The sequence below is a fragment of the Woronichinia naegeliana WA131 genome (assembly GCA_025370055.1).
GTDB classification, from domain to species: domain Bacteria; phylum Cyanobacteriota; class Cyanobacteriia; order Cyanobacteriales; family Microcystaceae; genus Woronichinia; species Woronichinia naegeliana.
The window spans coordinates 1,292,437-1,318,987 of sequence record CP073041.1 but is presented as its reverse complement, the minus strand read 5'-3'; the positions used below and the strand labels follow the sequence as shown (position 1 = coordinate 1,318,987).

The following is a 26,551-nucleotide window of genomic DNA, read 5'->3' as shown; positions in this document are numbered from 1 at the left end:
AAGGTTAAAATCTCTTATGTTGTCACTCTCTCCCAATAGAACCAACACTATTGTAAAAACTGAAACGTGGACTGATTCAACCACCGTTCCTCCTTACATTCTGATTTTATCAGGAGATACCGAGGGGAATTTTATAATTTATGATCCAAAAGAAAATAATAAAATCGTTTTTGCTAGTTCGGATTATGAAGAGGCTCGACTTTGGCTATTAGAAGATGAGTATGAAAGAGTCAGGGATTCTTGATCTTAATTTATTAGCCAAAAATCAACTCCCAATTCAGTCAAGTTCGGGAGCATCTCACTTATGCAATAAGTATTAATACTTAAGGCTTGCTGAAAAAGTCAAAAAACGAAAGAAATGTGGGTTAGGGAAGTATGGACTGAAAAAGCATAGATAACTTATCCTTATAGAAACAAATCAAAATACAGATTTTGTTTAATCTATTGTTCCTTTCTGTCTAAAAAGGTCAACACAAATCACTCCTCACAAAAGAGAGGAAAATTAACACCATTTTTCACAAGAAAAACGACTCTACAACTTTTTACTTTTTGTCTTCTGAAGTAGAGTAGAAAGATTCATTACCAAAAAGTTCATCGCAATTACCGTTTCCGAGGTCTCAGGTAGTTTGGCCATCACTCGACCAAGACTAAATTTCCTCTTTCCCTGTCCGAATTTACCCTCAATGGCATTACGCACTCTTTCATCTGAGCGTGCCTCTTTCTTTTTTTCTTTGCTCACCTCTTTCGGCGGTCTTCCCAATCGGGGACCACTCATTCTTATATCCCTTTCTTTACAATAAGCTCGATTCGCTTTTGTTCGATAGATTTTATCCACATGAACCGATTCCGGATAACATCCTGTTTCCCTTTTATATTCTTCTATTCGCGCTTGTAAATCTCCCGATTCGTTGTAATTATCCCAACTTAATTTGTCTAAGAAGACAAAGCCATTCACATTACTTGCCGATATTTTAGCTCCAAACTCTACTGCTTTTCCCGCTTTTCCACGCACTATTGGACGCACGTGAGGTTGGCTTACACTCACAATTCTGTTTTCTACTTTATTTGTCTTTTTTTCATACATTTCTAACTGTTGCTCATACACTTTTCCTATCGTTACAAGCTCTTCTTGCTCTTTTTTCGTTAGTTTTTCTAACTTTGCTCCCTCTTCTATCATTTTTTCTATATCAGACAAGTTTCTTTTTATATATCCTAGTTGTTTTTTTGTTCCTTTTCTTCTTTCTTTTTTTGACACACGACGTTTTTTTGCTATGGCTAAGTACTCTTTTCTTGCCACTTCCCTATAAGTCCTCGGCTTTTCTTTCCTTTTCTCTTTTATTTCTTCATACAGCTTATCTATTATTTTTTCTGTTTTTTCTCTTGCATCATTCAATATTCCTATATCCGTTGGATATTTTATATCTGCTGGTGTACAAGTCGCATCTAACAATAACTTTCCTTCATTTTCTTTTTTTTCTGACGCTACACCCGTCGCTTTTTTTCTATTTCTTTATTAATTTTATTTATTAATTCCATTCCTATTTTTTTACGAAAATGAACCATCATTGACGCATTAAATGCTTCTTTGCTACTATAGCTTTCCATTCCTATAAAGTACTGTAAATAAGGGTTCTCTTTTATTTGTTCTACTGTTTCTCTGTCACTTTTTCCTGAAATTTCTTTGATAATTAATGCTCCTAATGCCATTCTAAATGATTTGGCTGGGGCTCCTTTTTTTTCTGTGAAGTTTTTTGCATATTCTTCCTCATATTCTTCCCAAAGAATCATTTTTGACATTTCTATCCAACGATTTTCTTCGTCTAACTGCCCGCCGAACAGATTTTTCAAGTTTTCTGGTGTTTCAATTGAGTACTGTTGCTTTCGGTACATCTGCTTTCTCTCTTCTTAATGCAATAGTTTTGAGGCATTCTACCCTATTTTCGTGCATTCTAGCGGTTCTTAATTCGCCTACTATTTTTCTCCGTAAAGGTTTCAGCTTTTTTCAGCAAGCCCTAAGTATAGTTTAAGATAAATGTGCAACGCTTACATTCTGTATTACGACATCTGTAACGCTTTTTCCCCTCCCCAGAGGGGCCGTGTTTCACAATATCCGTACTTTGACAACTTGGGCAAACAATTGCTTTGAATAGCATGGCACACCAATTTTAAGATTTACATTTATTTATTATTACTCTTTTCCACAGGTTTAGAACACGACCTTCTTCCTCATATTCTTCCCAGGGAATCATTTTTGACATTTCTATCCAACGATTTTCTTCGTCTAACTGCCCGCCGAACAGATTTTTCAAGTTTTCTGGTGTTTCAATTGAGTACTGTTGCTTTCGGTACATCTGCTTTCTCTCTTCTTAATGCAATGGTTTTGAGGCATTCTACCCTATTTTCGTGCATTCTAGCGGTTCTTAATTCGCCTACTATTTTTCTCCGTAAGGGTTTCAGCTTTTTTCAGCAAGCCTTAATTATCCATTGAAAACGTGATCGCCGATTAATTTATAGTTGATAATTATCCATTATTTATCCAGATAAAACCTAACCAGAAATTAAATAATCGGCTCTACAGTCAGCTTAAAGCCCAGGGCATTAACAAATTTTGCTACCATTGCGAAAGTGGGGCTACTATCAGGGATAAATACCTGATACAGTTCATCATTTGTTAGACCCGAATCTTTTTCAATTTGACCTAAGTTTTTAGCACGGGCAATAACATTCAAGGCATGAATTAAGGCATCAGAGTCACCATCAGCTTCATCAAGGCAAGCTTCTAGGTATAGCTGAATATCTTCTTCTGTTTTTAAATGTTCTGCTGAATTCCAGAGAGTTATCGTTGTTGCCATAATTTAATCCTCAAATTGATTAGCGATCGCTTTAGAGTTAATAATGTCAGAACTTTAAGCTAGAATAACGCAGGGCGATCGCCTCAGTAGGAGATAATCTCATTAATTATTTTTGGTGATTTAGGCTAGATTAATTTGATTAATTTCAACAATATTTTCTCCCTGTTTTAATTCCATAAGGGCTTGTGCTAATGTTAAACTTAGCAATTTTTGTAGATTACGATTGGTAACATTTCCACAGGTTAACCATAAAATCTGAGGAGGTGTTCCTAAGCGGCAAGCAAGATCAATAAAATCACTATCTTTTGTCATAATGACTGCGTTAAACTGACGAGCCGCTTCAAAAATTTCGGTATCCTTAGCATCTCGTAAACCCAATTCCTTTAAGGAAATAGCTTCTACTTTAAAGTTTGTGTTTAACCAATTGGCTAAAGTTGGTGGCAATTGAGCATCAATCCAGATTTTCATGCGATTAATCGGGGAAATTCTGTTCGTTTGGCTGCAAAAATTAAGCAGGCTTGTATATCAGCAAATTCTAAGTCTGGAAAGTCTTCTAATATTTCATTTATACTGACATTTTCTGCCAGCATTTCTAATATATCGGAGACACGAATTCGCATTCCTCGGATACAAGGACGGCCACCACATTGTCCAGGGGTTTGGGTGATTCGGGTTAAAAGTGAATTGGTTTTGTTCATTTGTTTAGGGTATTTAATCAAAAAAGGGATTGTTTAAATAGGGCGATCGCCTTCGTAGGATATTTCAGTTTGAGCGATTTTTTTGATGATTAATGATGAATTAGAAAGGAATCCAATCTATAACATTGATCCATTCTTCAGCTTCGCTTGTTTCCCAAATGAGGGTTAATTCCTCTGCTAATTTTCCCATTGTCGTTATAGGATGTACCCACAAAAGTCCCCACATTTTTTGATTGGTTTGCCCATATTCTTTTAAATGTTCAGGCATACTGGTACGATTATCAGTGATTAATAGTCGTTGAGAAGTTCCTAGATAAATTAAAACATCGGGGTCAAGGGTTCCTAACTTAGGTGTATTTTCATCCCCTACACGGAGAATGTCTATATCAGAATTGAGCCTCAAAACAGCAATTTTTAGACGGGGTGATAGATTTTCGTCAAGGAGAAATTTGATTTTCATGCCTTTAATAAATCCTGTCTTTGCTGTTTAATCGCTCTCATTTTTTCCCTTTGAGATGACGGATGTTTAAGAGATTCTTGATAGCGGTTTTCTTTCCAGTTTTTAATTCGGTTTAAATAGGCATCTATCTCTTTTTGATTCTGGAAGTAATAGGTAATAGTTGCATAAATTTTTTCTAGGTTTAGGTCAGGATAGATAGATAAAATTTCTTCAGGACTATAACCTTCCAGAAAGTAAAATAGGATGTTGTCAATGCCAATGCGATGACCTTTTATACGAATGTCATCAGGAGAGAGAAAAATAAAATAGTCTTCAAGTTGCATGGGAAGTCTAGATTTGGAGTTGTTTAATATTGGGCGATCGCCGATTAATTGATAGTTGACAATGAATAGTTGATAATTTTAAAATTAATTAAGGGTTAATTATAGTTAAAACAATATCTTGAAAATGTTGATAGGAGATAATTTCCACTTTCTCAAATGGATTCAATATTAATAGATCATTATCGCCTGTTACTAAATAATTTGCATTACCCGAAACCGCTAAATCTAAAATAAAATTATCTTTTTTATCTCGACAATCATCAAAGTGAAAACTTGTTTCAATTAACTCAACTTTTTCGTTTAGTAGTGCAATTAGGTTTTGAATAGCCGATTCTGAGAACTGGACAGTGGGAAGTTCTCGAGGCGTGTAAGTGGAGAAAAGAAAATCGGACATCCGATACAAAAGAGTGCCGTTATGTCCGAAACTGGCTGATATAAGAAAATCGATAGCCAGTGCTATCTATCAATTATGCAACTATGTCAGCGACTAGAGCAAATCCTCAATAATCTCCGTCCAGCCTTTAGCCGAGAAGCAACGTTCCAATGGTTTATCCTGTTAGTCTGGGGAGTAGTGCTCAACAGCCAACCCAGCGCAATAACTAGCTATGTCAATGCCATTGGCTGAACAGAGAGCTACTACAATCAGGCTCTACATTGGTTTGATTCCAAGGCGTTTAGGGTCGAAGGACTAACTTTACAATGGTCAAAGTGGCTAAGTCAGCATGAAAGTCTATACAGAATTAAAGGGAAACGGGTGTATGTGGGTGATGGCATCAAAGTGGGGAAAGAAGGACGCAAGATGCCAGGTGTAAAACGACTACACCAAGAATCGGAAGATGTGTCCAAGCCAGAGTGGATAAGGGGTCATTACTTCAATGCCTTGAGTATTTTGGTGGGAGTAGGGAAAGCCTGCTTTGCCTTGCCCTTAGTGTTGCGGCTAGACGATGGCATCAAGTCCAAAGCAACCGAGAAGGGGGAGGGAAAAGGCAAAAAAAAGGTGAAGACGAGCCTGGTGACAAAAATGGCTGACCTTTGTGTTACTTACGCAGAGGCAGGGAGTTATGTAATTTTGGATGCTTATTTTGCTTGCGAACCAGTGCTCAAAAGTTTTCGCCAGAACGCCTTGCATCTAATCACAAGAGTGCGTTGCTCCACCGTCGCCTATGCCCCCTTTTGTTCCGTGCCGACGCTGACGGGGAGAGGACGACCACGGATTTGGGGGAGTTCGATAAAACTAGAAAAGCTGTTCGCTCTGGCGGCGGACTTTCCGACAGCTAAAGTCTGGCTCTATGGTCAACAAGTCACGGTTTCTTATCAGTGCTTTGAGTTCCACTGGGATAGTCCCCATCAGCTCGTCAAGTTTGTTCTGACCCAATTGCCTAACGGACGACGACTGATTCTGCTTTCTACTGATCTCTGTTTGACTGGACCTGAGATTATTGCCGCTTACGGTCTCCGATTTAAGATTGAAGTCACTTTTCGTCAATTAGTCCATCTTTTGGGCAGCTTTGCCTATCGTTTTTGGCTTAAGAGTCTTCCTACTTTACCTACCTGGCCCAGCAATCTTATCCTCAGTGACTATCCACAAGCTGTTCAGACTCAGATTTTAAACAAGGTAGAAGCCTTTGAGCGTTTTGTTAACCTTAATGCCATTGCTTTAGGGCTACTTCAAATTCTCGCCTTAGAGTTACCCCAGGGGATTTGGGCTAATTTTCCTCGATGGTTTCGGACATTACCATCCCATGGCTACCCTAGTGAACGGATTGCTCAACTAGCCCTTCAACATCAAGCCCAAATGATTTTTCCTCAAAGTCCACCCAGTCTGCTTTTGCCTAAATTCCTTACCGCTAAACTTGCCTCTTCCCCAAGCCCTGATATGCTTACTTTCGTCGCATAGTCATTACCTTATCTGGCATCCATAAACTTCCCACTGTCCAGCTGAGAAGTATTTTTTGAATTTAGGACGGTTTAAAACTTCCATAAGTTCACAAAATAAATCATCACTAAATAAAATAATTACTCGATCATTGATAATTGCTTGATTCAAGCCCGTGATCGCTTTTCCAATTAAAAAACTGATCCAGATATTCGTGTCAATCACAACGCGAAGAGCATTACTTTCCATGATAGTTTGCCTGTCTTACGGCTTCAACTTCCTGGGTTATATCTTCTAGGGTTAATTCGTCGGTTTTAACGGATTCTAAAAATTTGTTAAATCTTACAGAAAAGGTCTCTTTTTCCAGAATTTGCAATAATTCAAGTTTTTCTTCTAGGTTACATTGGGCAATAATGGTTTTAAGTTGAGGGAAGTCTATTAAGGTGGATGGGTTCATTTTTTTGTCCTCTGGGAAGGCAATTTATAGTCTATGTTATCATGTTTTCAATTATTTTGAATATGCGATCGCCGCTTAGTGAGTAGTTGATAATTTTAAAAAAGCGATCACGTTATGTTAAGAGAAGGAATATAGGTAATAGTTGCATAAATTTTTTCTAGGTTTAGGTCAGGATAGATAGATAAAATTTCTTCAGGACTATAACCTTCGAGAAAGTAAAATAGGATGTTGTCAATACCGATGCGATGACCTTTTAGGCGAATGTCATCAGGGGTGAGAAAAATAAAATAGTCTTCAATTTGCATAATGGGTCTGGGTTTAGGGTTGTTTAATATCGGGCGGGCGGCTTATTAAAAAAAGAGAGGCTATTTTGTAGAAATTAGGGAATAACATCAATGAGTCCTGTTTGAAATTCCTTGTCGTAAGTGATGACGGGAATTTTTTCAAGTTCTGCTTGAGCCATAATCATTCGGTCAAAGGGATCTCGGTGGTCAATGGCTAGGCTTCCCGCTCTGATAGCATGGGCTGAAGTAATCTTTAGTTCAACAAATCGTGCTTGAGTTAATATTTGCGAATATTCTTCGACAATTTGTTTAGCTTCAGGTAATTTTCCGATGCGATATTTTGTGGCAATTTCCCAAGCAGATGCACTGCTGATCAGAATTTGATGATTGGGATTTTTAATAATTTCTCGACAGGAAAAATCTAGTTTTGAATCATCAAAAAACCACCACAATAAAACATGAGTATCAAGCAAGTATTTTATTCCCATTGTTGAAGTTCCTCTTCAGGTAAGGGATCAAAAAAGGTGTCACTTAGTTTTCCTTTCAGAAGTCCTGGAGTGCGAGGCAGACTAGTTTCTTGATTTACGCCTATACGAAAATAGTGGATTAGATCATAAATTTCTGTGAGTTTTTCTTCAGGGATTGCTTGTAATTCTTGGATAATTTTTTTAATTAGCATAGGTTTAATAAGTAGGTTAATCAAAAGGGTTGTTTAATATCGGGCGATCGCCTTAGTAAAACAGGGGGAGACAGTGAAGGAGTTCGATAGTCAAGTGTGGGTATCCAGGAGAATCATTCTGTTAATACCTCCCACAGTTCTGGCATGGGATCATCAAAGTCTTCGCTAATGGTGATGGGTAAACCGCGCAGGGGATAGGTTTTCTCTGGGGTTGTTTTTGGGGCGGTGGTATCTTTTTGGATGGCATTTAGAAGGGTTTGAACGAGTTGCCATTTGTCTTGGGTTGGTAATTTTAAGATTTGGGATTGGATGTCTTGTAGGGTCATAATGATTGTTCTCTAGGTTGAGGGTTTTCTTTTTCAATATACTCGGCGATCGCCTGATGTTAAGAGAGGGAATAACAACAGTTAGATTCATTGCTCAAGAACGTCATGAAAAAACCAACGATGTGGTGACTGAAGTTTTTGGGATTACTAGGGTTTAAATAGGCGATCGCACTTTGAGAGTCAATTCTTTCCAGATTTATTGCTGTTGTTGTTTGGCGTAGGTATCTACCAAGTTACGAATCATGGCTTGATAAGAGGCATTGTGATTTTTGGCTTCACGCTTAAAAAATTCAATACTTTCTTGGGTAAATTCCATTGTTACTCGCACTGTTGTTTTTTTGGGGACTAATTGTTCTGGAGATGGCAAAAAATCTTTGACAATGGTGAGGTCGCCAATGGGTTTTGCGGGATCAAGAGTTATGTTTTTCATATCATCCTAGTCGAAGCTAGAGCACATATTATTCTGCCATATAAATTATACACATTAAGCCAGAATAACGTAGGATAATCGCCTAATGTTGCGTGAGGGAATACCAACAGTTAGATTCACCGCTAAAGAGTGTGAAGAAAAAACTACCGATGTGGTGACTGAGTTTTTGAGCGTGTTGGGGGTGAAATAGGCGATCGCTGAAAATATTTAAGAATTTAGGATAGTTGTTGCAAAGAACTAAGTACGGCTATCCACATCTTGTACGTTTGCATTTTTTTAAAGTTGTGTGCTAATTTTAGATGGGTGGTAAAATAAAAAAACTGAATTCAGTGCGGGTAGCAAAAAAATAGGCTAAAAATAAATATCAGAAGAAAGTAAAGCCACTTTCGTTAATCATGAAAACTAACATAAAATGGAAAAAAAGCATATGAAAATGGAGTTTCTCAATATTAATAAGGAAAATCTAGTTGCGGTCTTGATGACTTTGAAAAAACTTCAACTTGAGAATGATTACATTACCGATGATGAACTATTTAAACAATATATAATAGAACTAGGACAAGGTTTACTGGAAGAAGATAAGTTGGATGCAATTCATAAATTTCGACGATTTTTATGGTGGTCACTAAAGAATCCTGGCTATATCACATTTGAGGTTCAAGATAATTGCGATAATTGCAAATGGGATTTCTTTCGCTATCCAATTACTAATATAAAACTAAAGCAGAAAGGCAAAGAGGTGTTACTGAATATGAATCTGGTTTGATCCCATTCAGCAAGTCACAGCTTTTGTAGTGAAAATCAGGTGACTCCATCGAGTAAATAGAGTCCTGGCTTAACATCTTGCGAAGGAAGGATTTCTTTGCTACTCTTTACACCTCGATTTTCACAAAGACTGGCAAAATCTTGAAGGGTATCTAGTCGAGCTAAAAGTTCGCTAAGGGTGTCTAAATATTCGGCGATCGCCAGTTGTTTGTTAACCCAGGCTTGGTTGTAGCGTTCGGGAGCGTAGGACATATCAAATTCAACATCAATTTCATTCTTGATGCGTCGAACTTGTTCCGAGCTTAGATTAAAATCTTTAGGGTAAATTTGACAAATTCGTTCTACTCTTTCTGGCAAAATAAACTCATTAAATGGTTTGCCAACGAAACGATAGGAAGTATTAAGACTATCATGGCCGTCATCTAGCAATGCTTTTGACCAATTTTCGGAGAGTTGTTTAAATTTAACGACTTCTTCCCCTAAAATGTATTTCGCGTCTTGATAACGACCCATTTCCATTAATAAATTAGCTTCGGTAATGGTAGAAACTGCCCAACCTTGAATGGCAATATCACTGTTTAGCATTAATTCTGCTTCTAGTTCTGGGGTGATTTTTAGTGCTTCATGGCTTAAAAATAGACGAATACGACTTGCTGTTTTTATAGCTACTATGGGGGATTCATCAGGAAAACGGTTTAAATTTTGAAGTTCGGCTTGTAATTCTGATATTTCTCTGATTAAACTGCTTTGGTAAAGGTGAGCAATTGCTTGGGCTAATTTTTCCTGTTTTGCTCGACTATCTTGTACAACTAAGCAAATGTAACCTAGTTGTTGTGACATTTTATCAAGACGACGATTGACATCATCAAATCCTTTTTCCACCGTTTGTTGAAGAACAGTAATAGATTTTTGCATCTGATTAAGTTTATAAGCCATATAAGCAAAACCTACAATACTAACGCCTAAATTTAAAAAGCTTGCGCCTGCGGCAATTTGGCTAAGATTCATTACCTGGGAAAGGGTTTGATTCATACCGATTAGCTTTTTATCAATCCCTAGCAATTTGTGATAAGTCATGGTGTGGCCTATCACATCAATACTTCCTCCAATAGGAGAAAGGGGTAATCCGATTAACTGATTTGCAATGCCTGGCGTTTCAATTAAATTTTTAACAACACTGCCAGGGTGGGGGCCAACCCCTTTAGCCCAACGAATAACGCTACCATAGCGAACCATATCCCCAGAGATTAAACCTTGAATAATTTCGGGGCTATTGACTAACAATTTTGCATCAATTAACATTTGGTTTTCTCCTTTTATCGAGTGTAAATGTTTGTGTTTTCATAGACAGAAACTTTTAACCGACGTGAAATCTGAACAGATAAACCTTCTAATTCTCGAAAAGCGTCAATTCTCGACACTTGATCTGCATTCTGTTCAAAGCCTTCATTAGCTTTTGATAACTCAATTTTAAGCAAATAAACATCATATTCAGACTCAGCCCCTTCTTGAACGACAAAAGCACCACTATTGTTTAAATTTCGATTTAATTTTGGATGTAGTTCATCTCCCATCCATAAAAAGCTAGTAGCACGATAAAGTTTTTCGCAATCTTCAGATTGGATTTGATTACCTTGACTTTCAAGTTTATCTAAGCAATCTTTTTTGAGAGCATTGACTACTAAGATTAATGTTTTAGGTTCAGGAAGAAAATATGAAGGATTATCATCATCTGATAATGATCCCTGATTGCTTGTTGCCGTTTTTTGTTGATTGAGTTGAAAAACTACATAACCAACTGCTGTAATAACAAGACCAAGAAAAACAATAAATTTGATGCTTTTCATTTCTTGACTCCTTAATGGTAATTTGTTAATAAGTTTTTGTATTATGTGATAAAGTGGACTTTTATCATCGGGGAATGGTGCATCAACACTAAATCCTTTAGTATATTTTTCTAATACTTTTGTTGTTTTTGCATTCCATTCTTTATAAAGCTCATAGCCAAAGTCGAATATTTTAATATCATTAAATATCTCTGGATTTATATTTTTTTGAAAATCAATTTTTTTTGTCCATAAAATTATCGCATATTCTAAAAGAAGATTAAAATCTTTAGTATATAAATGTTTTTCTTGAACTTTATCATATATTTCGTTTAATATTTCATTAAAAGAGTTCATTATCAATAACTCCTTCATTTATAGAATTTGAATTAAATATTTTAGCTAATTCTTGACGAATATTATTAGCTTTACTGTGACAAGATTCAAATTTAGCTAATTTTTCTAATTCTAGTTGTTGTTCCTCTAATTTTTTAAATTGTTCATCTAAACATTTTTCTGTTAAATTAAGAATGTTATTTACAGATTCATTAAATAAATTACTGGCATAATTTAACTTATTAGTGATCCAATCAAATAAAATATCCCATAAACCACCTTTGCCATATTCACTATTTTTAATCCCACTTGACCATTGTTTAGCCATTGTTTCAATGTCGGGGATTAGTAATTGTTTATATTGGATATTATCGTGCTGATCAACATACTCGGTATAAGTTTCTGTACGCTTATTTAAACAGCTACCGACTTCCCGACTTCTTTTTTGAGCTTTTGTGCCAGTTTTTTCCCTTTGAGTTAATGTATTTCCCTTAATATCCTCAGAAAAATTAAAAAACTTTTCTGGCAACGTAGTTAAATTTTCATTTAATTTTTTCCTAACATCACTCATTACAGCTTGTTCAATATCTAATGATTCTAAAATTTCTTCAGGAATGAAAAATTTTAAGCGTGTAATTTGATCTTGAATTAAGGAATCTAAAGCAGTAATGAAATCTTTTTGTTTAGCTTGTAATTTGAATTCTGCTCTTGCTGTTAAAGCATCTTTTATGGTATGAAAAAGTAATCTGACATATTTCTCATCATGTTCTAATTCTTTGATTTTTTTACTGTCATCTATCTTAATTTTTTTAACTAAATAACCATCTTTTTCTGATGTAAAGTCACTGATCCTACGACTAACATGGTCATATTCTCTAGCAACATCTTTAGCAAGAGAAGGAGTAATAACTTCCTGTAATTTATCTTCTAACTCATAAGCACCTTTTTTATTTTTAAAAGCATCTCTAACTTGGATAATAATATTAGTGTTTAAATCCGCTTCAATATCATTAACTGCGCCGAAAATTTCTTGAAATCCTTTACGTTTTTTTTCGATTGCCTTTTGGATTGCTTGATTAATTTCTGTTGGATTTTTACTCTTCAAATCTTTAATATAGTCTTTTAATTCTTGCTCAAAGTTTTTATTAACTTTTTCGGCTAAATCAGGAAATTCATTGCGAAATTTAATTAACTGCTCTTGTTTTTCCTTAATCTCTTCAAGATTAGTAATTTTTCTAGTTTGAATTAATAAATTAACTGAATCAGACAAGCTATCATAAGAGTTAAAAACATTTACTAAAATAGGTAAAATTACCAACTCGGCAAAAGACTCTTCAATTCTCTTTTTAATACAATCCCATAAAGTTTGACCCCCACTCCACTGAAGAGCATAATTGACAATCATCCTGACTTTTTCATCTTCAACGTGAAGATTATCATCAAGATCATACTTGATTTCATCAAACCATCTTCTTAAATCACGCTTTCCTGTTACTTGTTCCTCAATTTTACTAGCAGAATCTTTAACCAGTGCCTTGAGAAATTCTCGTCTTGATTCCAATAATATCCCTGATGAATTCTCCAAAGAATTATGCCCCCATGAACACTGAGCATTGTAAAGAAGACGAGCATTAAAAGGAATAATATCTGGTAATTCAGCTAATGATAGAAGCGTTTGAATTTCTTGCTGTAAGGTTTCTACACGCATATCAAGAGGTAAATCATCAGAGCCACGAGAGTCAACCCGATTTAAAATAAAAATAGTTGAATCAAGGCGACCTTGCCAATATTTAACTACATTATTTAACTCCTGTAGTAATACTTGTCTATGCTCTTCATCTACTTGCAAATAGTCAAGCGCAACTAAACTAAATGCTTTACCAACTAAAGATTGAATAATTTCTAAGTTTTTGTGATCTTGTACTGACTTCAAACCAGGCAAATCTACAAACTCAATATTTAAACCTTCAGGTAAACCCGATAAACTTTTATCGCAAGCAGGCAAGATTGGCAGGCTTACCTCAATCTGAGGTGCAAGATAGTCTTTTTTTCGTCGTGCCTCATGGTAATGGTACATAACCGCCCGAATGCGATTATAAATTTCCTCATCACTTAAATCTGTCCATTCCCCCGTCTCCCAAACAGCATCGTCTGTTGCCTCTATTTTCAGACAACAATCCTGAGAATGTCTAATCCGTAAAACGCCACCGCTCATCTCTCCCGCCTCAATGGGAGCAATACGCCGCCCAATCAAAGCATTAACAATCGTGGACTTACCCGATGAAGTTGTCCCAATCATCGCAATACGGAGACTTGGATTGGCTAACCGTTCCGTCGCCTCGTCATAAACCCGCCGAAAATCCTGTAACTTGTCGTTTAACGATTGATCTTCAAATACATCAGGAGCCACATTGACCAAATCCGTTAAGGCATTCCCCAATTCATTGAGCAATGTTCGAGCATTACTAAGTTTTTGTTCAATATCCATATTGCTGATGTGGGATTCGGGCGATTGGTATAGTTCAGGAGGAAATCTTAACCTAATTCTTTAACTGCCAAGTAGGAATAGAGTCTAACATCATTATCTATAACTGTACAGTACAGAGTAAAGCGCGATCGCCGTTCTTTACAAAACTTATCCTGAGATTGCAACAGCCAATTTGATCAAACCCAACTATTTATCGGTTTGCACTTAATCCACGAAGTCACCAGCCCTCGACCTTTGCACTGCTACGCGATCGCGGTATCAATTATTTCCGTGAACTGTGGAAAAACACAATTACCGAGGAACAACGGCAGATTTTAAGCCAATTTATGAGCGCAGGTCATTTAGAAAATGTTTCCAAAATACAGATTAAAACCCTGATTGAAGACAAAGAAATTTTAATCAAAACTAATGAACATTATGCCTTTCAAGTTCCCCTGGCAGAAACCTATTTTCGGCAACAGGTAGAGTAAAAATAAGCGGCGTTTCTAACCTTTCTTTAATCCGCAAAAATATCCAACTGCTCAACCTGATGCCCTGACTTTATACTCGGAACAGATACCTTCTTTTTCTGAATACCCTGCCTTAAACCCATCGCAATTTTACTGTGCTTTTCAATTTGTCCCATCACCTGTTTAGCTCGACGAATCACAGAACTCGGTAAACCCGCTAAACGTCCAGCTTCAATACCATAGGATTTATCGGCTCCCCCTGGTTGTACCTGATGTAAAAAGACAATTTCATTGGGCAACTCTTTCACCGTTACTTGATAGTTAGCCACATTATCTAAAATAGAAGCCAACTCATTTAATTCATGGTAGTGGGTAGCAAAAATAGTGCGAGCTTGTATTTCCATTGCTAAATATTCAGCCACCGCCCAGGCGATCGATAAACCGTCAAAAGTAGCCGTTCCCCGTCCAATTTCATCTAATAAAATTAAAGAACGAGGAGTCGCATGATTCAAAATATTAGCAGTTTCATTCATTTCTACCATAAAGGTCGATTGACCTGTCGCTAAATCATCCACCGCACCGACCCGCGTAAAAATGCGATCGCAGACTGCTAATTGAGCCGATTTTGCGGGTACAAAACTGCCGGTTTGAGCCAATAATTGAATAAGACCCACCTGACGCAAATAACAACTTTTACCACTGGCATTAGGCCCCGTCAAAATAATTAAATCAGGATGACTTTGGCCATTAAGATCCCCCAAATCCGTTGAATTAGGCACAAAGAAACCGGCACTCAAGGATTGTTCTACCACCGGATGTCGGCCTTCTTCTATACGTAGCAAACGCCCTTCCACGATTTCAGGACAACAATAACCTTGATAAACCGCGACCTCGGCTAAACCCGATAAAACATCCAAGGCTGCCACCGCTTTAGCAATATCTCGAATCGCCTGGGCCTTTTCCGCCACCTTACTGCGTACTTCCGTAAAAATTTCATATTCCAATTGATTAAGATCATCCTGCGCCGTTAAAATACGGGTTTCTCGTTCCTTTAATTCAGGGGTAATATAGCGTTCTTCATTGACCAGAGTTTGTTTCCGTAGATAATTTTCAGGGGCTTGTTCAGCTTTACTTCTCGGTAAAGTTAAATAATAGCCAAAGGTTTTGTTATAGCCTACTTTTAAGTTAGGAATACCAGTGCGTTGTCGTTCAGTCACTTCTAAATTAGCTAACCATTGTTTATCCTCTTCTAAACGTTGACGCATTCCGTCCAAATCAGCATTAATTCCACTGCGAATTACACCTCCCTCTTTGAGATGAAGCGGTGGATTTTCGACTAAATGGGCGATCGCATAACGGCCCAGTTCTTCTAATGCCGGTGGTACTAAATGTAAGGCTTTGAGATAGGGAGAATTCCCTTGACTGGCTAGGTAGGACAAATCTGTTAATCGCACTAAGGATTCCGCTAAAGCCAATAAATCTCGCGCATTGGCACTGCCCGCCCCAATCCGTCCCGTTAACCGTTCCAAATCATAAATACTTTTTAATAATTGCCGAATATCTTGACGCAGAGGGGGATTATCCATTAACTCTTGAATGGTTTTTTGTCTGGCGCGAATACCTTTAAAATCTAACAAAGGTTGCAATAACCAACGCCGCAAGGCCCGTCCCCCCATCGCCGTACAGGTGCGATCTAAAGCCCACAGTAAGGAACCATGAAAACTACCATCTCGTACTGTTTGGTTAATTTCTAAATTGCGACGAGTTTGGTGATCAAGGATGAGAAAATCAGTCAAACTGTAGGTTTTTAGAGGTTGAATCGGGACTAAATTTGATTTTTGGGTATCTTCAATATATTCCAACAGTCCGCCCGCCGCTCGAATAGCCAAGGGTAAACCATCACAACCCATGCCTTCTAAAGAACGCACTCGAAATGTGTCTAATAATCGCTGTTTAGCTTCCATTAAACTGAAGGGAGTTTGCGATCGCAAGGAATAGCAAAAAGATTCGGGTAAACAGGTGGGCAAATGTTCAGATTTTTCCCCTGGTCGTAAAATATTTCTCACATCCGGCGCGTTGGTTGGCACTAAAACTTCCGACGGTTGCAATCGTAATAGTTCTAAACCTAGAGCTTCTAAATTCGTGGATTGGGTGGTAAAAAATTCCCCCGTTGAAATATCGGCATGGGCTAATCCCCAATGTTCTCCTGATAAGGCGATCGCGGCCAAAAAATTATTCCGTCTGGCTGGCAGCATACTATCATCGGTTAACGTCCCAGGCGTGAGTAATTTTGTCACCTGTCGCTCTACCATGCGCTTTTCCGCCGCCGCATCTGCCGCATCTTCCACCTGATCACAGATGGCCACCGCATAGCCCTTTTCTACCAATTGCCGACTGTAGCGTTCTAGAGCATGGTGAGGCACGCCGGTCATAGAAACTCGACCGATTTCTTTCCCGCCATCTTTGCTAGTTAAAATGAGTTCTAATTCCCTGGCAATGATGACCGAATCCTGAAAAAAACACTCGAAAAAGTCTCCAACTCGATAGAGTAATAACGCCCCTGGATACTGTTCCTTCACCTCCGTATAGTGCTGAAACATGGGGGTTAATTTACTGCGATCCAAAGGACGATAATCTCGATGGGGAGCCTTGCTCGTGGCAACTTCTACGGTAGGGGGAGAAACTGGATCGGGCGAGAAGGTCATACAGGGTTCAACTCAAATTTAAAATCAAAAAGAATCGCGCAATTGTTAGAAAAATGGTAACTTCCGATCTTATCCCATCCTGAACAGCCCAGGAAGTTTGTCTTTTTCAATCATCGATGGTTTCTAGTTCCTTAAGTTGTAATTCCATACCTTGGATAATTTCGAGGTTGAGACTACCACAGATGCAAACACCAAAGGGTTGTTCAAGGGCCACTTCTGCCCCACATTGACGACAACGGGCTAATCCAGGCCTTTCTAAAATTTCTAAAACTGCCCCTTCTAATAAAGTGCCTCGACAACAAGCATCAAAACAAAATTCAATAGAACGGGGATCAATGGCAGTGAGTTGACCAATTTCTAGGGTGACATGGCTGACGGATTGACCCTGGGCATACTGAAGGGCAATATCAATAATACTTTGGGTAATCCCTAATTCGTGCATTTTAAATTTTCCATCAATTTGCTCAAAATAACTTTTTAATCTTTCTTAGCTTTAATGGCGATTTAACAAATTCTGGGTAAGGGATCGCTTACTAACAGATCAAGAATTCTTTCCGTTCCAAAGGCAGTTTTCAGGAAAACAAACCCTGGCGGTTCAGCGATCGCCTCGCCAATAATTTGACTTTCCTTGCCCATCGGATGGGCCTGCATGGCCGCTAATACTGTCTCAGAATGCGATCGCGGCACGACCACCACTAATTTTCCTTCATTGGCCAAATAAAGCGGATCAAGCCCTAGTAGTTCACATAACCCTTCCACTTCTGGCTGAATAGGCAAGGCCGATTCCTCTAGACGAATACCAACCCCTGCACTCTGGGCAAACTCATTTAAGACCGTTGCTAAACCGCCACGAGTGGCATCTCGCATAGCCCGTACTTGAGGACAAACCGCTAAAATCGCCTCCACTAGACTATTTAAGGGCTGACAATCACTCTCAATGGTGGTCGTTAACGCCAAATCTTCCCTCGCTACCATAATGGCGGCCCCATGATTACCCAAAAAACCGTTTACCAAAATCACATCCCCTGGTTGAATACTTTGGGCTGCTGGTGATACTCCCGTCCGAATCACACCGACTCCAGTGGTATTAATAAAAATTTTATCCACCGATCCCCTGGGTAAGACCTTTGTATCTCCAGTGACAATCTGCACGCCTGCCGCGATCGCCGCCTGTTTCATACTGGCCACCACCTGTTTTAGGGTCGCAATGGGCAGTCCCTCTTCGAGAATAACGCTACAGGTTAAATAAAGCGGAATGGCTCCACTGACCGCCAAATCATTGACCGTGCCGTTAATCGCCAAGGCCCCAATATCACTCCCAGGAAAAAAGAGAGGATCTACCACATAGGAGTCCGTTGTCAAAGCCAGGCGATCGCCCAAAGCAGTTAAACTAGCCAGATCAAAGCGGGCCTGATCTTCAAGGAGAGCTAAAAGGGGATTATCAAAATGGGCCAGAAAAATCTGCTCGATTAAATCCTTCATGGCCTTGCCACCACTACCATGAGCAAGGGTAATAGTCGTATCTCTCAATTTGCGGGGTTTGGATTCCATGCGGTTGGATTGGTTTAAATCAGGTTAAAAATTTTAAGCCGTAACCTTGATGTTACTTAATGTTAATAGTGGCATACCGTTTATTAACCAACCCTCTCTCCCCATCTCCCCATCTCCCCATCTCCCCCATCGAATGAATTATCCTATTCAGTAGTATCTTTGAGAACACCATAAGAATCATGGCTGCCCTGGTTGACTATCGTTCTGTTAAATCTTTGCCGGAAGTTTGGCGTATTGCCGCAGCAACATTCTCTGGAATCTTGGCTCTCCAAGACCCTCACAGTAAACCACCCGTGAGTTTGACTTATGGGGAACTCTATCAAAAACTAGAACAATTTGCCATTGGCTTACAGCAATTAGGGGTTCAACCCCAGGATAAGGTGGCGATTTTTGCCGATAATAGTCCCCGTTGGTTTATTGCCGATCAGGGAAGTATGCTGTCGGGAGCAACCAATGTGGTGCGTTCTTCCCAGGCAGATCGAGAAGAATTGCTTTATATTCTGGCTGACAGTCAAAGTCGTAGCCTAATCGTTGAAGATCGCAAAACCTTGGACAAACTCAGGACTGGCTTAACGGATCTGGCCTTAGATTTTGTCATTTTACTTTCGGACGAAACCCCTGACCCGGATTTTCCGATCAAACAACTCAATTTTTCTCAGGTGCTGGCTCTTAGCAATGATCAAGAACTAAAACCCGTTGATCAAAATGAACAGACTTTAGCCACCTTAATTTATACCTCTGGAACCACTGGCCAACCCAAAGGGGTAATGCTCTCTCATGGTAATTTGTTACACCAGGTTAAGGAGTTAAAAGCGATTCTCCATCCTCAACCCGGCGATCGCGCCTTAAGTATTCTTCCCTCCTGGCATTCCTATGAGCGTAGTGGAGAATATTTTCTCCTATCCCAGGGTTGTACCTTGATTTACACCAGTATTCGGACGTTTAAGGCTGATTTAAAGAAATTTAAACCGGATCACATGGTGGGTGTACCGCGACTGTGGGAATCTCTCTACGAAGGTATTCAAAAACAATTTCGAGATCAATCTGAGAAGGAACAGGAACTGATTCACTCTTTCTTTAAGGTTTCTGGACGCTATATGTTGATGAAACGCATTGCCGAGAATCTTAGTCTCGATCATCTCCATGTTTCTGGCTTCTACCGTTTTTTTGCCCGCCTTCAGTGTCTCTTACTCTCTCCTCTCCATCAACTCGGCGATCGCCTAATTTATCAAAAAGTGCGCGAGGGAACGGGGGGCAATCTCAAGACTCTCGTGAGCGGTGGCGGTTCCTTAGCCAAACATTTGGATGATTTCTATGAAATTGTTGGTATTCCTCTGCTAGTGGGTTACGGATTAACAGAAACGTCCCCGGTCACCAATGCTCGTACTCCTGAACGGAATCTTCGTTATTCTTCCGGCAAACCCATCCCCTACACGGAAATTCGCATTGTGGATCCGGAAACCCGTCAACCCTTACCGCCGGAAGCAAAAGGTCTGGTTTTGATTCGTGGCCCTCAAATCATGCAAGGGTACTATAATAAGCCGGAAGCTACCGCCAAAGTGATCGATTCAGACGGCTGGTTTGATAGTGGCGATCTGGGTTGGGTAACCCAGGCGAATGATCTGGTGCTAACGGGACGGGAAAAAGATACTATTGTATTGAGTAATGGCGAAAACATTGAACCCCAACCCATTGAGGATGCTTGTATTCGCAGTCCCTACATTGATCAGATTATGTTAGTGGGGCAGGATCAAAAATCTTTAGGGGCTTTAATTGTGCCGAATTTGGATGCCTTGAATCAATGGATTCGGAGTCAATCCCTGGGTCTTACTTTGCCGCCCGAAGATACGGCTCTAGCGCAACTCTCCCAAACCGATCTCTATGACAAGACGATACTAGGGCTTTTCCGACAGGAGTTAAATCGAGAAGTTAAAAACCGCCCTGGCTATCGTCCCGATGATCAAATTAAGGTTTTTAGCCTCATCTTGGAACCCTTTTCCCAAAATAATGGCATGATGACCCAAACCCTAAAAATTAAACGTCCTGTCGTGACCGAACATTATCGCGGTATTATTGATGGGATGTTTGCTAAGTCCTGATTATTTGCTTAAAATCCCTGGACTCGCCATTTTTAACGCTTGATTTTTACTACGGAAATTGCCTTTATGGATGACGCAAAAACCAGTCTGCTTCTAAAACGCCCAGTGACGGTTAAGGTGATTGTGACACCTCGCTGGAAAGAAGAGATGCAGCAACAACTCCAAGCCCAAATTAGTCAGCTTGATGGCCAGATTCAACAACTTGAGCTACAGGGTCAACGGGCGATCGCCGAAATTCAGAAACAGAGTATTACGCCCTTACAGCCCCAGGTACTTCAGCAAATTGACAATATCCAAATCCAGGTCAATCAGCAAAAAAGTGAAATGTTGGAGCAGAAAAATCAAATGCTTCAACAAATGCAGCAAGTACAGTTCCTTGATTTAGATCAGGAAGTGGCCCAAGCGCAAATGGAAAGCTTTTTCCGCATTGAAATAGGGGATAACCTCGTACAAAAACTGAATGTAGAAGTTGTACTCAGGGATGGCGTTGTAGAAGAAATTCGCGGCGATATTTAACTAGACAGTGCTAGATCTCCTCTCCTCTGGTGGTCTAGCCCTTATGTTAGAATTGCTCAGATTTGCAGATCGGTAAGCTCAGACCGTTAATGACCTTGAAGATTCCCTTTAAAACACCATCCCCAAAGCCCGTAGAAAGTGTGCCCTGGCTTCAGGCGATCGGTATCGTTCCACTGATTATTTCTCTGATTATTATTGTCTTACTTGCCACAGTGGGGCCATTGTTTGCTTCCAATCAAGAAATTGCCCTAGATGTCGCTCTTTTAGAAAAATTGCATCAGTTCATTCCGGGCTTTGTTGGTCAGATCTTGCGACTGATTTATATGATCACTGGAGTCCATGTCACCTTATTTTTTGTGCTAGGTTCCCTGGGATTATTGCTCTGGAAACGCTATTGGGAAGAAGCAAAATTTTTAGCCTTTGCTACCTTGGGAATACTGTTAATCATTGACCGAGTCCTAAAACCCTTATTTAATCGCATTCGTCCAGGTTCTTTTTCGAGTGATTTGTCTAGTTTAGTGGATGTGGATGGTAAAAGTTTTCCCAGTGGCCATGCGGCGGGTAGTGTGGTTTTTTATTTTTATATGGCTTTTTTGTTGGCAACCCATTTTCCTCAACACCGTTTTTATATTTATCTAGGCGCAACCGGTTGGGTCGGATTGATTGGTCTGAGCAGTATGTATTGCCGTGTTCATTGGGGTAGTGATATTTTTGCGGGCTATGCTGTCGGTTATATTTGGTTGACTTTATCCCTGGCCTTGCTCAAACGAGCAGATCCTCAAACCTATTTTGCAAAAACGACTCAACTATGAGCGAAATATGGGTGTGACCTTTAGTTGATGAAGGAAAAGAAAAGTGTTAACATGGGATGAAAAGTGACAAAGAGGAAACAATGATGACAGCAAAACTAATTAATGTAGAGGGTTCAAAGATAAAAATAGAACTAACATTAGAACTCAGTCGTTCAATGTTGGATACAGAAATAAATATTCAAAAAGGCTTAAACGAAGTAGGTTGCATCGCCAGCAAAGAAGCCTTGAAATATTTAGATACAGATGGTTCACCCTTAAAAATCGGTGAAGAAATCTGGAAGAGTAAGGGAGAGCAACCGAAAGAATATCAAACACCTTATGGTGAGGTTATAGTGAATCGTCATGTATATCAGCGTTCACCTTTGAGGAAAAACGTATTGCCCCTTAGAAAGAGAAGCAAGGATAATCATAACATCAACGCCATTATTGGCAAAACAGGTATCCTCAAAAATGTCAGGGATGGCAGGCAAAGAGGTGAAAAATGATTTATTAGAAAATCATGGTAGAAAAGTAGCGCTATCCTATATCCAAAGATTGAGTGAAGCAGTAGGAAGTGTGGTACAGGCAAAAGAAGAAGCGTGGAGTTATGCCCCGCCCAAGGAGGATAGCCAAATTGCAACAGTGGGAATAGGATTAGATGGAACCTGTATGCTGATGTGTGAGGATGGCTACCGTGAAGCAATGGTGGGAACCGTTTCCCTATACGATAGTGAAGGCGAACGTCAACATACAATCTATCTAGGTGCGGCACCAGAGTATGGAAAAAAGAGTTTTCTAGAAAGATTAGAAAGAGAAATTGAGCGAGCGAAAAACCGTTATCCAGAGGCAACATTGGTCGGGATAGCAGACGGGGCAGAATCAAATTGGAAGTTTTTAGAAAAGCAAACGGAAGAACAGATATTAGATTTCTATCATGCCTCTGGTTACTTAGGTGCCTTGGCAGAAGCGTTGCATCCGAATACCGTGTCAAAACAAAAAGAATGGTTGACTGAAAATTGTCGAGAACTCAAGCATGAAAAAGGAAAAGCAGGAGAACTGCTAAATCTGATGAAAGAAGTCAAAGAAGAAAAAAGTCATTCTAAGAATCTTACCGAGAAACTACAAGCGGCGATTACTTATTACGAGAATCATCAGCATCAAATGGATTATGCTGAATACATAGAGAAAAAGTATCCGATTGGTTCAGGTGTTACGGAAGCAGCTTGTAAGACGTTGGTCAAACAACGATTATGTTGTTCAGGGATGCGATGGAAGGAAAAAGGAGCAGGAATTATTTTGAGCCTACGAGCTTTGGTATTGACCAAGGAACGATGGAGTCAATTTTGGGCAAAACTTGATCAATATGGGTTCCCTGTAGAACCCTGATTACAACAGCTTTTATCAACTAAAGGTCGCACCCGCGAAATATCTTCTGCGGATCTATCACCTCAACAGTCAGAGCAAGTGAATGTCTCTTTGGAGTCGCAAGCGATCACCAATCCCTGGTTGGCTGATCTCACAGAATCCTTAGGTTGCTCCGAGCCTCTGACTTCTCTGTCCTTACTCCGGCAATATCCTGAACCGATCGCGCTCCAGATTTTGGCACTCGTGGAAAAGGAACAGACTCAAAAATATGAATTGCGGCTGAAAATGCTGACCAATGAATCCTTAATTCAACAAAAACAAGCTGGCGATCGCCGTTTAGGGCAGATTTTAGGGTTTAGTTTAGCGGTGGTGGCATTAATTACGGGTTCCTTAATGGCAATTTTAGGCAGGGAAATGATCGCCGCGATCGCTGGGGGAATACTGGGGTTAACCGGCATCATTAGTCTCTATGCCATACAACTAATCCAGCAGCCGTCCTACACCTCGCCGACTAGGGTGAGAAGCAGAGGAAATACGAGTGAATAAAAAGAGCAAGATTTAATCCACGAATACCGACAGAATGCGCTACTATGCGCTAGAATGGAAGCGTCGAATTGAGGGATTTATTATCGCAAAATATGTTAAACCCAAAACCGCAGCAGGAATGCTCGGAGTCCACGTCCGAACCCTGGTTAAATGGGAGCAGGAAGGGAAAATCCAAGCAATTAAAACCCCGTCAGGACAAAGGCGATACGACATTGAATCCTATACAGGAAAATATGTTGAGCCAACTAGAGTTACCGTTATTTACGCTCGTGTCAGCAGTAGGGGACAATCCGAAGACCTCTCAAGACAAGTCGCCGTCCTCCAAGAAAAGTACCCGCAAGCGGAAGTCGTTAGCGAAATCGGTGGAGGACTCAACTTCAAAAGGCAAAAACTTACAACCTTATTGGAACGAGTCATGTCTGGAGATGTCGCAACAATTGTGGTCGCTCACCAAGATAGGCTTGCCCGATTTGGATTTGATTGGCTTGACTGGTTCTGCCGAAAGTTTGGATGCTCAATCGTGGTTCTCAATGAGACAAATCTCTCTCCTGAAGCCGAGATGGTTGAAGACATCCTCGCCATTCTCGATTGTTTCTCAAGCCGATTATACGGACTCGGAAAGTATAAAACTCAGATCAAGAAAGATAAAAGTTTATCCCAGTCTGGAGTTGAAGAAACAGTGGAATAAATGGATGGCGGCTTGTCGTTATTGCTTTAATCAAGCTATCAGGGTAATCGCATCTTATTTGTTACAAAAAATACAGACAAAAAGAGAGAAATATAGTGTAAAAAAGAAGCAGTCATCTAAGAGAAGAAAAGGCTATTATTTAAAAAAAGTAAGTGAGTGAGGTCAAAGATGGCAAAAGGCTTCGGCGCAAGAGTTCTAACCCCACAACAAGAAAAAGAAGTCAAAATTATCAAAAGAAGCATACTGAAACATTTTCAGTGCCTAAAAGAACCGAGAACAGGGAGAAGGCAAGACCATAACTTAACAGCAATTGTCACCATAGGAATATTGGCAGTATTGTCAGGGGCAGATGGCTTCGTAGCAATTGAAGCCTATGGCAAAGCCAAACGAGAATGGCTAGAAATGTTTCTAGAGTTACCAAAGGGAATTCCCTCTCACGATACCTTTGGAAGAGTATTTGGAATGTTGGAAACAGAAGAACTAGAAAAAAGTTTTCTGAGCTGGATAAGCAGTCTAACGGAGAAAATGGACATAGAGCTGATACAGATAGATGGAAAAACGAAAAGAGGTTCTTATGATAGGGAAAAAGGACTAAATGCGTTACACAGCATAAGTGCGTGGAGTAGTGAGCGGGGACTGATGTTAGCGCAAAAGAAAGTAGATAGTAAATCTAATGAAATAAAAGCAGTCCCCTTGTTACTGAAGTTACTTAACATCAAGGGGGCAGTAGTAACCCTAGATGCAATGGGAACGCAGACAGAAATCGCAAAACAAATAAAGCAAGGTGAAGGTGACTATGTATTGGCTCTCAAAGGAAATCAGGGCAAACTTAATAAACAAGTTAGGGATTGGTTTAAACAAGCGGTCGCTCAGAACTGGCAAGGAATTGAATACAGTTATCATGAGAAGACAGAAAAAGGACATTACCGTTTAGAAACTCGTCAAGTCTGGACAGTGTCAATCAATCAGCTTTCCGCATTGCATCGCCAAAATCAGTGGGTCGGTTTAGCAACTGTTGTGATGGTTAAAAGTAAAACTCAATTCGGTCATAAAACAACAGAGACGTTTCGCTATTATATTAGCAGTCTTCCTACGGATGCCGAACGTCATAGCCATGTGATTCGTTCTCACTGGAGTATTGAAAATAGTCTGCATTGGGTTTTAGATGTCACTTTTAATGAGGATGCGAGTCGAGTGCGTCAAGGTAATGCGGCTGATAATTTGGGCTTGCTCCGTCGTTTAAGTATTAATTTGCTTAAACATGAGCCATCTCAAAAAAGCTTGAAGATGAAGCGTTATTTGGCGGCGATGGACAACAATTTTCTTCTACAGGTTTTAGCAGCTAGTTCACGGGAGTGATATTCATGAGTATATTTAGCTTCAAATAGGGCTTGCTGAAAAAGTCCACAAAACGAACCTAGATGCCACAGGGCGCGAAAAATGGTGACTTCAGAGCTCAGTTTCCAGTTTTACCTCACATTTTTCCAGCAAAGTGCATGGATTTTGAGCCTCCAAATGCCATAAACTTGCATCTGATCGTTTGTAAAATGCCTGAAAGTATTGTCTAGCAAGGATTTTATCCTTATTCAGCAAGCCCCAAATAGGAGGATTGGCAAAATATTGACACCAACAATTATGAATTAGCGAAATTACTTAGGGCTTGCTGAATAAGTCTGCAAATCGAACCTAGATGCCACAGGGCGCGAAAAATGGTGACTTCAGAGCTCAGTTTCCAGTTTTACCTCACATTTTTCCAGCAAAGTGCATGGATTTTGAGCCTCCAAATGCCATAAACTTGCATCTGATCGTTTGTAAAATGCCTGAAAGTATTGTCTAGCAAGGATTTCATCCTTATTCAGCAAGCCCTACTTAATCTTTTAGAGTTTAAGTTGATTTTCTTCTCTTTTTAGTTTTTGATATAGTCTATTTTTAAGCTAGATTTCTTTTTTGATTCCACTCTACTAATATGCGATTACCCTGATCAAGCTATTGACTACCAAAAGAAAAATGGCAGGATTGGCAAGGGCAAGTTAAGAAATAT

The 26,551-nt window shown here is 39.6% G+C and carries 32 protein-coding genes and 2 pseudogenes; 12 read left to right on the top strand and 22 right to left on the bottom strand.

Features of this window, described 5'->3' with window-relative positions:
- The first annotated feature begins 16 nt into the window (after positions 1–16).
- Complete coding sequence (locus tag KA717_06875) at positions 17–244, top strand: hypothetical protein (protein UXE62484.1); 228 nt, start codon at positions 17–19, stop codon at positions 242–244.
- Between the two features lie 309 nt (positions 245–553).
- On the opposite strand, the pseudogene KA717_06870 reads toward KA717_06875, so the two are convergent.
- From KA717_06870 to KA717_06830, 9 genes and pseudogenes are all read right to left on the bottom strand, one after another.
- A pseudogene (locus KA717_06870) lies at positions 554–1,890 on the bottom strand (IS5 family transposase).
- Between the two features lie 122 nt (positions 1,891–2,012).
- Complete coding sequence (locus KA717_06865; protein UXE62483.1) at positions 2,013–2,153, bottom strand: hypothetical protein; 141 nt, start codon at positions 2,151–2,153, stop codon at positions 2,013–2,015.
- 12 nt (positions 2,154–2,165) lie between these two features.
- Positions 2,166–2,351 (bottom strand): hypothetical protein, encoded by a 186-nt coding sequence (locus tag KA717_06860; protein UXE62482.1) that lies wholly within the window; start codon positions 2,349–2,351, stop codon positions 2,166–2,168.
- A 207-nt stretch (positions 2,352–2,558) separates the two neighbouring features.
- A complete protein-coding gene (locus KA717_06855) occupies positions 2,559–2,852 on the bottom strand; it encodes a putative addiction module antidote protein (protein ID UXE62481.1) in 294 nt (97 codons plus the stop codon).
- 120 nt (positions 2,853–2,972) lie between these two features.
- Positions 2,973–3,320: a DUF5615 family PIN-like protein gene (locus KA717_06850; GenBank protein UXE62480.1), complete on the bottom strand. Its 348-nt coding sequence runs from the start codon at positions 3,318–3,320 to the stop codon at positions 2,973–2,975.
- Complete coding sequence (locus KA717_06845) at positions 3,317–3,550, bottom strand: DUF433 domain-containing protein (GenBank protein UXE62479.1); 234 nt, start codon at positions 3,548–3,550, stop codon at positions 3,317–3,319. Before KA717_06845 ends, KA717_06850 begins: the two co-directional genes overlap by 4 nt.
- Positions 3,551–3,650: 100 nt before the next feature.
- Positions 3,651–4,010, bottom strand: coding sequence for a DUF5615 family PIN-like protein (locus tag KA717_06840; protein UXE62478.1), 360 nt, complete (start codon positions 4,008–4,010; stop codon positions 3,651–3,653).
- Entirely contained in the window at positions 4,007–4,333 is a 327-nt protein-coding gene (locus tag KA717_06835) for a DUF433 domain-containing protein (GenBank protein ID UXE62477.1), read from the bottom strand. The genes KA717_06840 and KA717_06835 overlap by 4 nt, the downstream gene beginning before the upstream one ends.
- Before the next feature lie 88 nt (positions 4,334–4,421).
- Positions 4,422–4,727, bottom strand: a complete 306-nt coding sequence (locus tag KA717_06830) for a putative toxin-antitoxin system toxin component, PIN family (protein UXE62476.1) — start codon at positions 4,725–4,727, stop codon at positions 4,422–4,424.
- 75 nt (positions 4,728–4,802) lie between these two features.
- On the opposite strand from KA717_06830, the gene KA717_06825 reads away from it, so the two are divergent.
- Both KA717_06825 and KA717_06820 read left to right on the top strand, forming a co-directional pair.
- On the top strand, positions 4,803–4,958 hold the full coding sequence (locus tag KA717_06825) for a hypothetical protein (GenBank protein UXE62475.1): 156 nt from the start codon (positions 4,803–4,805) through the stop codon (positions 4,956–4,958).
- Between the two features lie 129 nt (positions 4,959–5,087).
- Positions 5,088–6,230, top strand: a complete 1,143-nt coding sequence (locus tag KA717_06820) for a transposase (protein UXE62474.1) — start codon at positions 5,088–5,090, stop codon at positions 6,228–6,230.
- A gap of 3 nt (positions 6,231–6,233) precedes the next feature.
- Here the strand turns inward: KA717_06820 and KA717_06815 are convergent, their stop codons facing one another.
- From KA717_06815 to KA717_06785, 7 genes are all read right to left on the bottom strand, one after another.
- A complete protein-coding gene (locus KA717_06815) occupies positions 6,234–6,458 on the bottom strand; it encodes a putative toxin-antitoxin system toxin component, PIN family (protein ID UXE62473.1) in 225 nt (74 codons plus the stop codon).
- A complete protein-coding gene (locus tag KA717_06810; protein ID UXE62472.1) occupies positions 6,448–6,666 on the bottom strand; it encodes a hypothetical protein in 219 nt (72 codons plus the stop codon). Before KA717_06810 ends, KA717_06815 begins: the two co-directional genes overlap by 11 nt.
- Positions 6,667–6,773: 107 nt before the next feature.
- Positions 6,774–6,971 (bottom strand): DUF433 domain-containing protein, encoded by a 198-nt coding sequence (locus KA717_06805; GenBank protein ID UXE62471.1) that lies wholly within the window; start codon positions 6,969–6,971, stop codon positions 6,774–6,776.
- Positions 6,972–7,045: 74 nt separating this feature from the next.
- Entirely contained in the window at positions 7,046–7,438 is a 393-nt protein-coding gene (locus KA717_06800; protein UXE62470.1) for a type II toxin-antitoxin system VapC family toxin, read from the bottom strand.
- On the bottom strand, positions 7,429–7,629 hold the full coding sequence (locus KA717_06795) for a hypothetical protein (protein ID UXE62469.1): 201 nt from the start codon (positions 7,627–7,629) through the stop codon (positions 7,429–7,431). The genes KA717_06800 and KA717_06795 overlap by 10 nt, the downstream gene beginning before the upstream one ends.
- A gap of 113 nt (positions 7,630–7,742) precedes the next feature.
- Complete coding sequence (locus tag KA717_06790) at positions 7,743–7,955, bottom strand: hypothetical protein (protein UXE62468.1); 213 nt, start codon at positions 7,953–7,955, stop codon at positions 7,743–7,745.
- Positions 7,956–8,151: 196 nt separating this feature from the next.
- Positions 8,152–8,385: a hypothetical protein gene (locus KA717_06785; GenBank protein ID UXE62467.1), complete on the bottom strand. Its 234-nt coding sequence runs from the start codon at positions 8,383–8,385 to the stop codon at positions 8,152–8,154.
- A gap of 412 nt (positions 8,386–8,797) precedes the next feature.
- Between KA717_06785 and KA717_06780 the strand changes: the two genes are divergently transcribed.
- A complete protein-coding gene (locus KA717_06780) occupies positions 8,798–9,151 on the top strand; it encodes a hypothetical protein (GenBank protein ID UXE62466.1) in 354 nt (117 codons plus the stop codon).
- A gap of 35 nt (positions 9,152–9,186) precedes the next feature.
- On the opposite strand, the gene KA717_06775 is transcribed toward KA717_06780, so the two are convergent.
- Genes KA717_06775 through KA717_06765 form a run of 3 tightly spaced genes read right to left on the bottom strand, consistent with a single transcriptional unit; the run spans position 9,187 to position 13,800 of the window.
- A complete protein-coding gene (locus tag KA717_06775) occupies positions 9,187–10,452 on the bottom strand; it encodes a hypothetical protein (protein ID UXE62465.1) in 1,266 nt (421 codons plus the stop codon).
- A gap of 14 nt (positions 10,453–10,466) precedes the next feature.
- Positions 10,467–11,333 (bottom strand): hypothetical protein, encoded by an 867-nt coding sequence (locus KA717_06770; GenBank protein ID UXE62464.1) that lies wholly within the window; start codon positions 11,331–11,333, stop codon positions 10,467–10,469.
- Positions 11,320–13,800: a dynamin family protein gene (locus KA717_06765; protein ID UXE62463.1), complete on the bottom strand. Its 2,481-nt coding sequence runs from the start codon at positions 13,798–13,800 to the stop codon at positions 11,320–11,322. The genes KA717_06770 and KA717_06765 overlap by 14 nt, the downstream gene beginning before the upstream one ends.
- Positions 13,801–14,126: 326 nt before the next feature.
- On the opposite strand from KA717_06765, the gene KA717_06760 reads away from it, so the two are divergent.
- Positions 14,127–14,270: a hypothetical protein gene (locus KA717_06760; protein UXE62462.1), complete on the top strand. Its 144-nt coding sequence runs from the start codon at positions 14,127–14,129 to the stop codon at positions 14,268–14,270.
- A gap of 26 nt (positions 14,271–14,296) precedes the next feature.
- Here the strand turns inward: KA717_06760 and mutS are convergent, their stop codons facing one another.
- The 3 genes from mutS to hypE form a co-directional block, all read right to left on the bottom strand.
- Complete coding sequence (gene mutS, locus KA717_06755; GenBank protein UXE62461.1) at positions 14,297–16,954, bottom strand: DNA mismatch repair protein MutS; 2,658 nt, start codon at positions 16,952–16,954, stop codon at positions 14,297–14,299.
- Between the two features lie 106 nt (positions 16,955–17,060).
- Entirely contained in the window at positions 17,061–17,396 is a 336-nt protein-coding gene (locus KA717_06750) for a hydrogenase maturation nickel metallochaperone HypA (protein UXE62460.1), read from the bottom strand.
- 62 nt (positions 17,397–17,458) lie between these two features.
- Positions 17,459–18,436 carry a hydrogenase expression/formation protein HypE gene (hypE, locus tag KA717_06745; protein ID UXE64573.1) on the bottom strand — a complete coding sequence of 326 codons (978 nt, stop codon included), beginning with the start codon at positions 18,434–18,436 and terminating at the stop codon, positions 17,459–17,461.
- Positions 18,437–18,684: 248 nt separating this feature from the next.
- Here hypE and KA717_06740 point away from each other — a divergent pair, with 248 nt between their 5' ends.
- The 7 genes and pseudogenes from KA717_06740 (at position 18,685) to KA717_06710 (ending at position 25,869) form a co-directional block, all read left to right on the top strand.
- Complete coding sequence (locus KA717_06740) at positions 18,685–20,604, top strand: long-chain fatty acid--CoA ligase (GenBank protein ID UXE62459.1); 1,920 nt, start codon at positions 18,685–18,687, stop codon at positions 20,602–20,604.
- A 66-nt stretch (positions 20,605–20,670) separates the two neighbouring features.
- Positions 20,671–21,120 (top strand): YlqD family protein, encoded by a 450-nt coding sequence (locus tag KA717_06735; protein UXE62458.1) that lies wholly within the window; start codon positions 20,671–20,673, stop codon positions 21,118–21,120.
- Between the two features lie 89 nt (positions 21,121–21,209).
- Positions 21,210–21,932 carry a phosphatase PAP2 family protein gene (locus KA717_06730; protein ID UXE62457.1) on the top strand — a complete coding sequence of 241 codons (723 nt, stop codon included), beginning with the start codon at positions 21,210–21,212 and terminating at the stop codon, positions 21,930–21,932.
- An 83-nt stretch (positions 21,933–22,015) separates the two neighbouring features.
- Positions 22,016–23,297 (top strand): annotated as a pseudogene (locus KA717_06725) (ISKra4 family transposase).
- A 78-nt stretch (positions 23,298–23,375) separates the two neighbouring features.
- On the top strand, positions 23,376–23,822 hold the full coding sequence (locus tag KA717_06720; protein ID UXE62456.1) for a hypothetical protein: 447 nt from the start codon (positions 23,376–23,378) through the stop codon (positions 23,820–23,822).
- Positions 23,823–23,889: 67 nt separating this feature from the next.
- Complete coding sequence (locus KA717_06715; protein ID UXE64572.1) at positions 23,890–24,510, top strand: IS607 family transposase; 621 nt, start codon at positions 23,890–23,892, stop codon at positions 24,508–24,510.
- Between the two features lie 168 nt (positions 24,511–24,678).
- A complete protein-coding gene (locus KA717_06710) occupies positions 24,679–25,869 on the top strand; it encodes an ISAs1 family transposase (protein UXE62455.1) in 1,191 nt (396 codons plus the stop codon).
- Positions 25,870–26,551 lie beyond the last annotated feature (682 nt).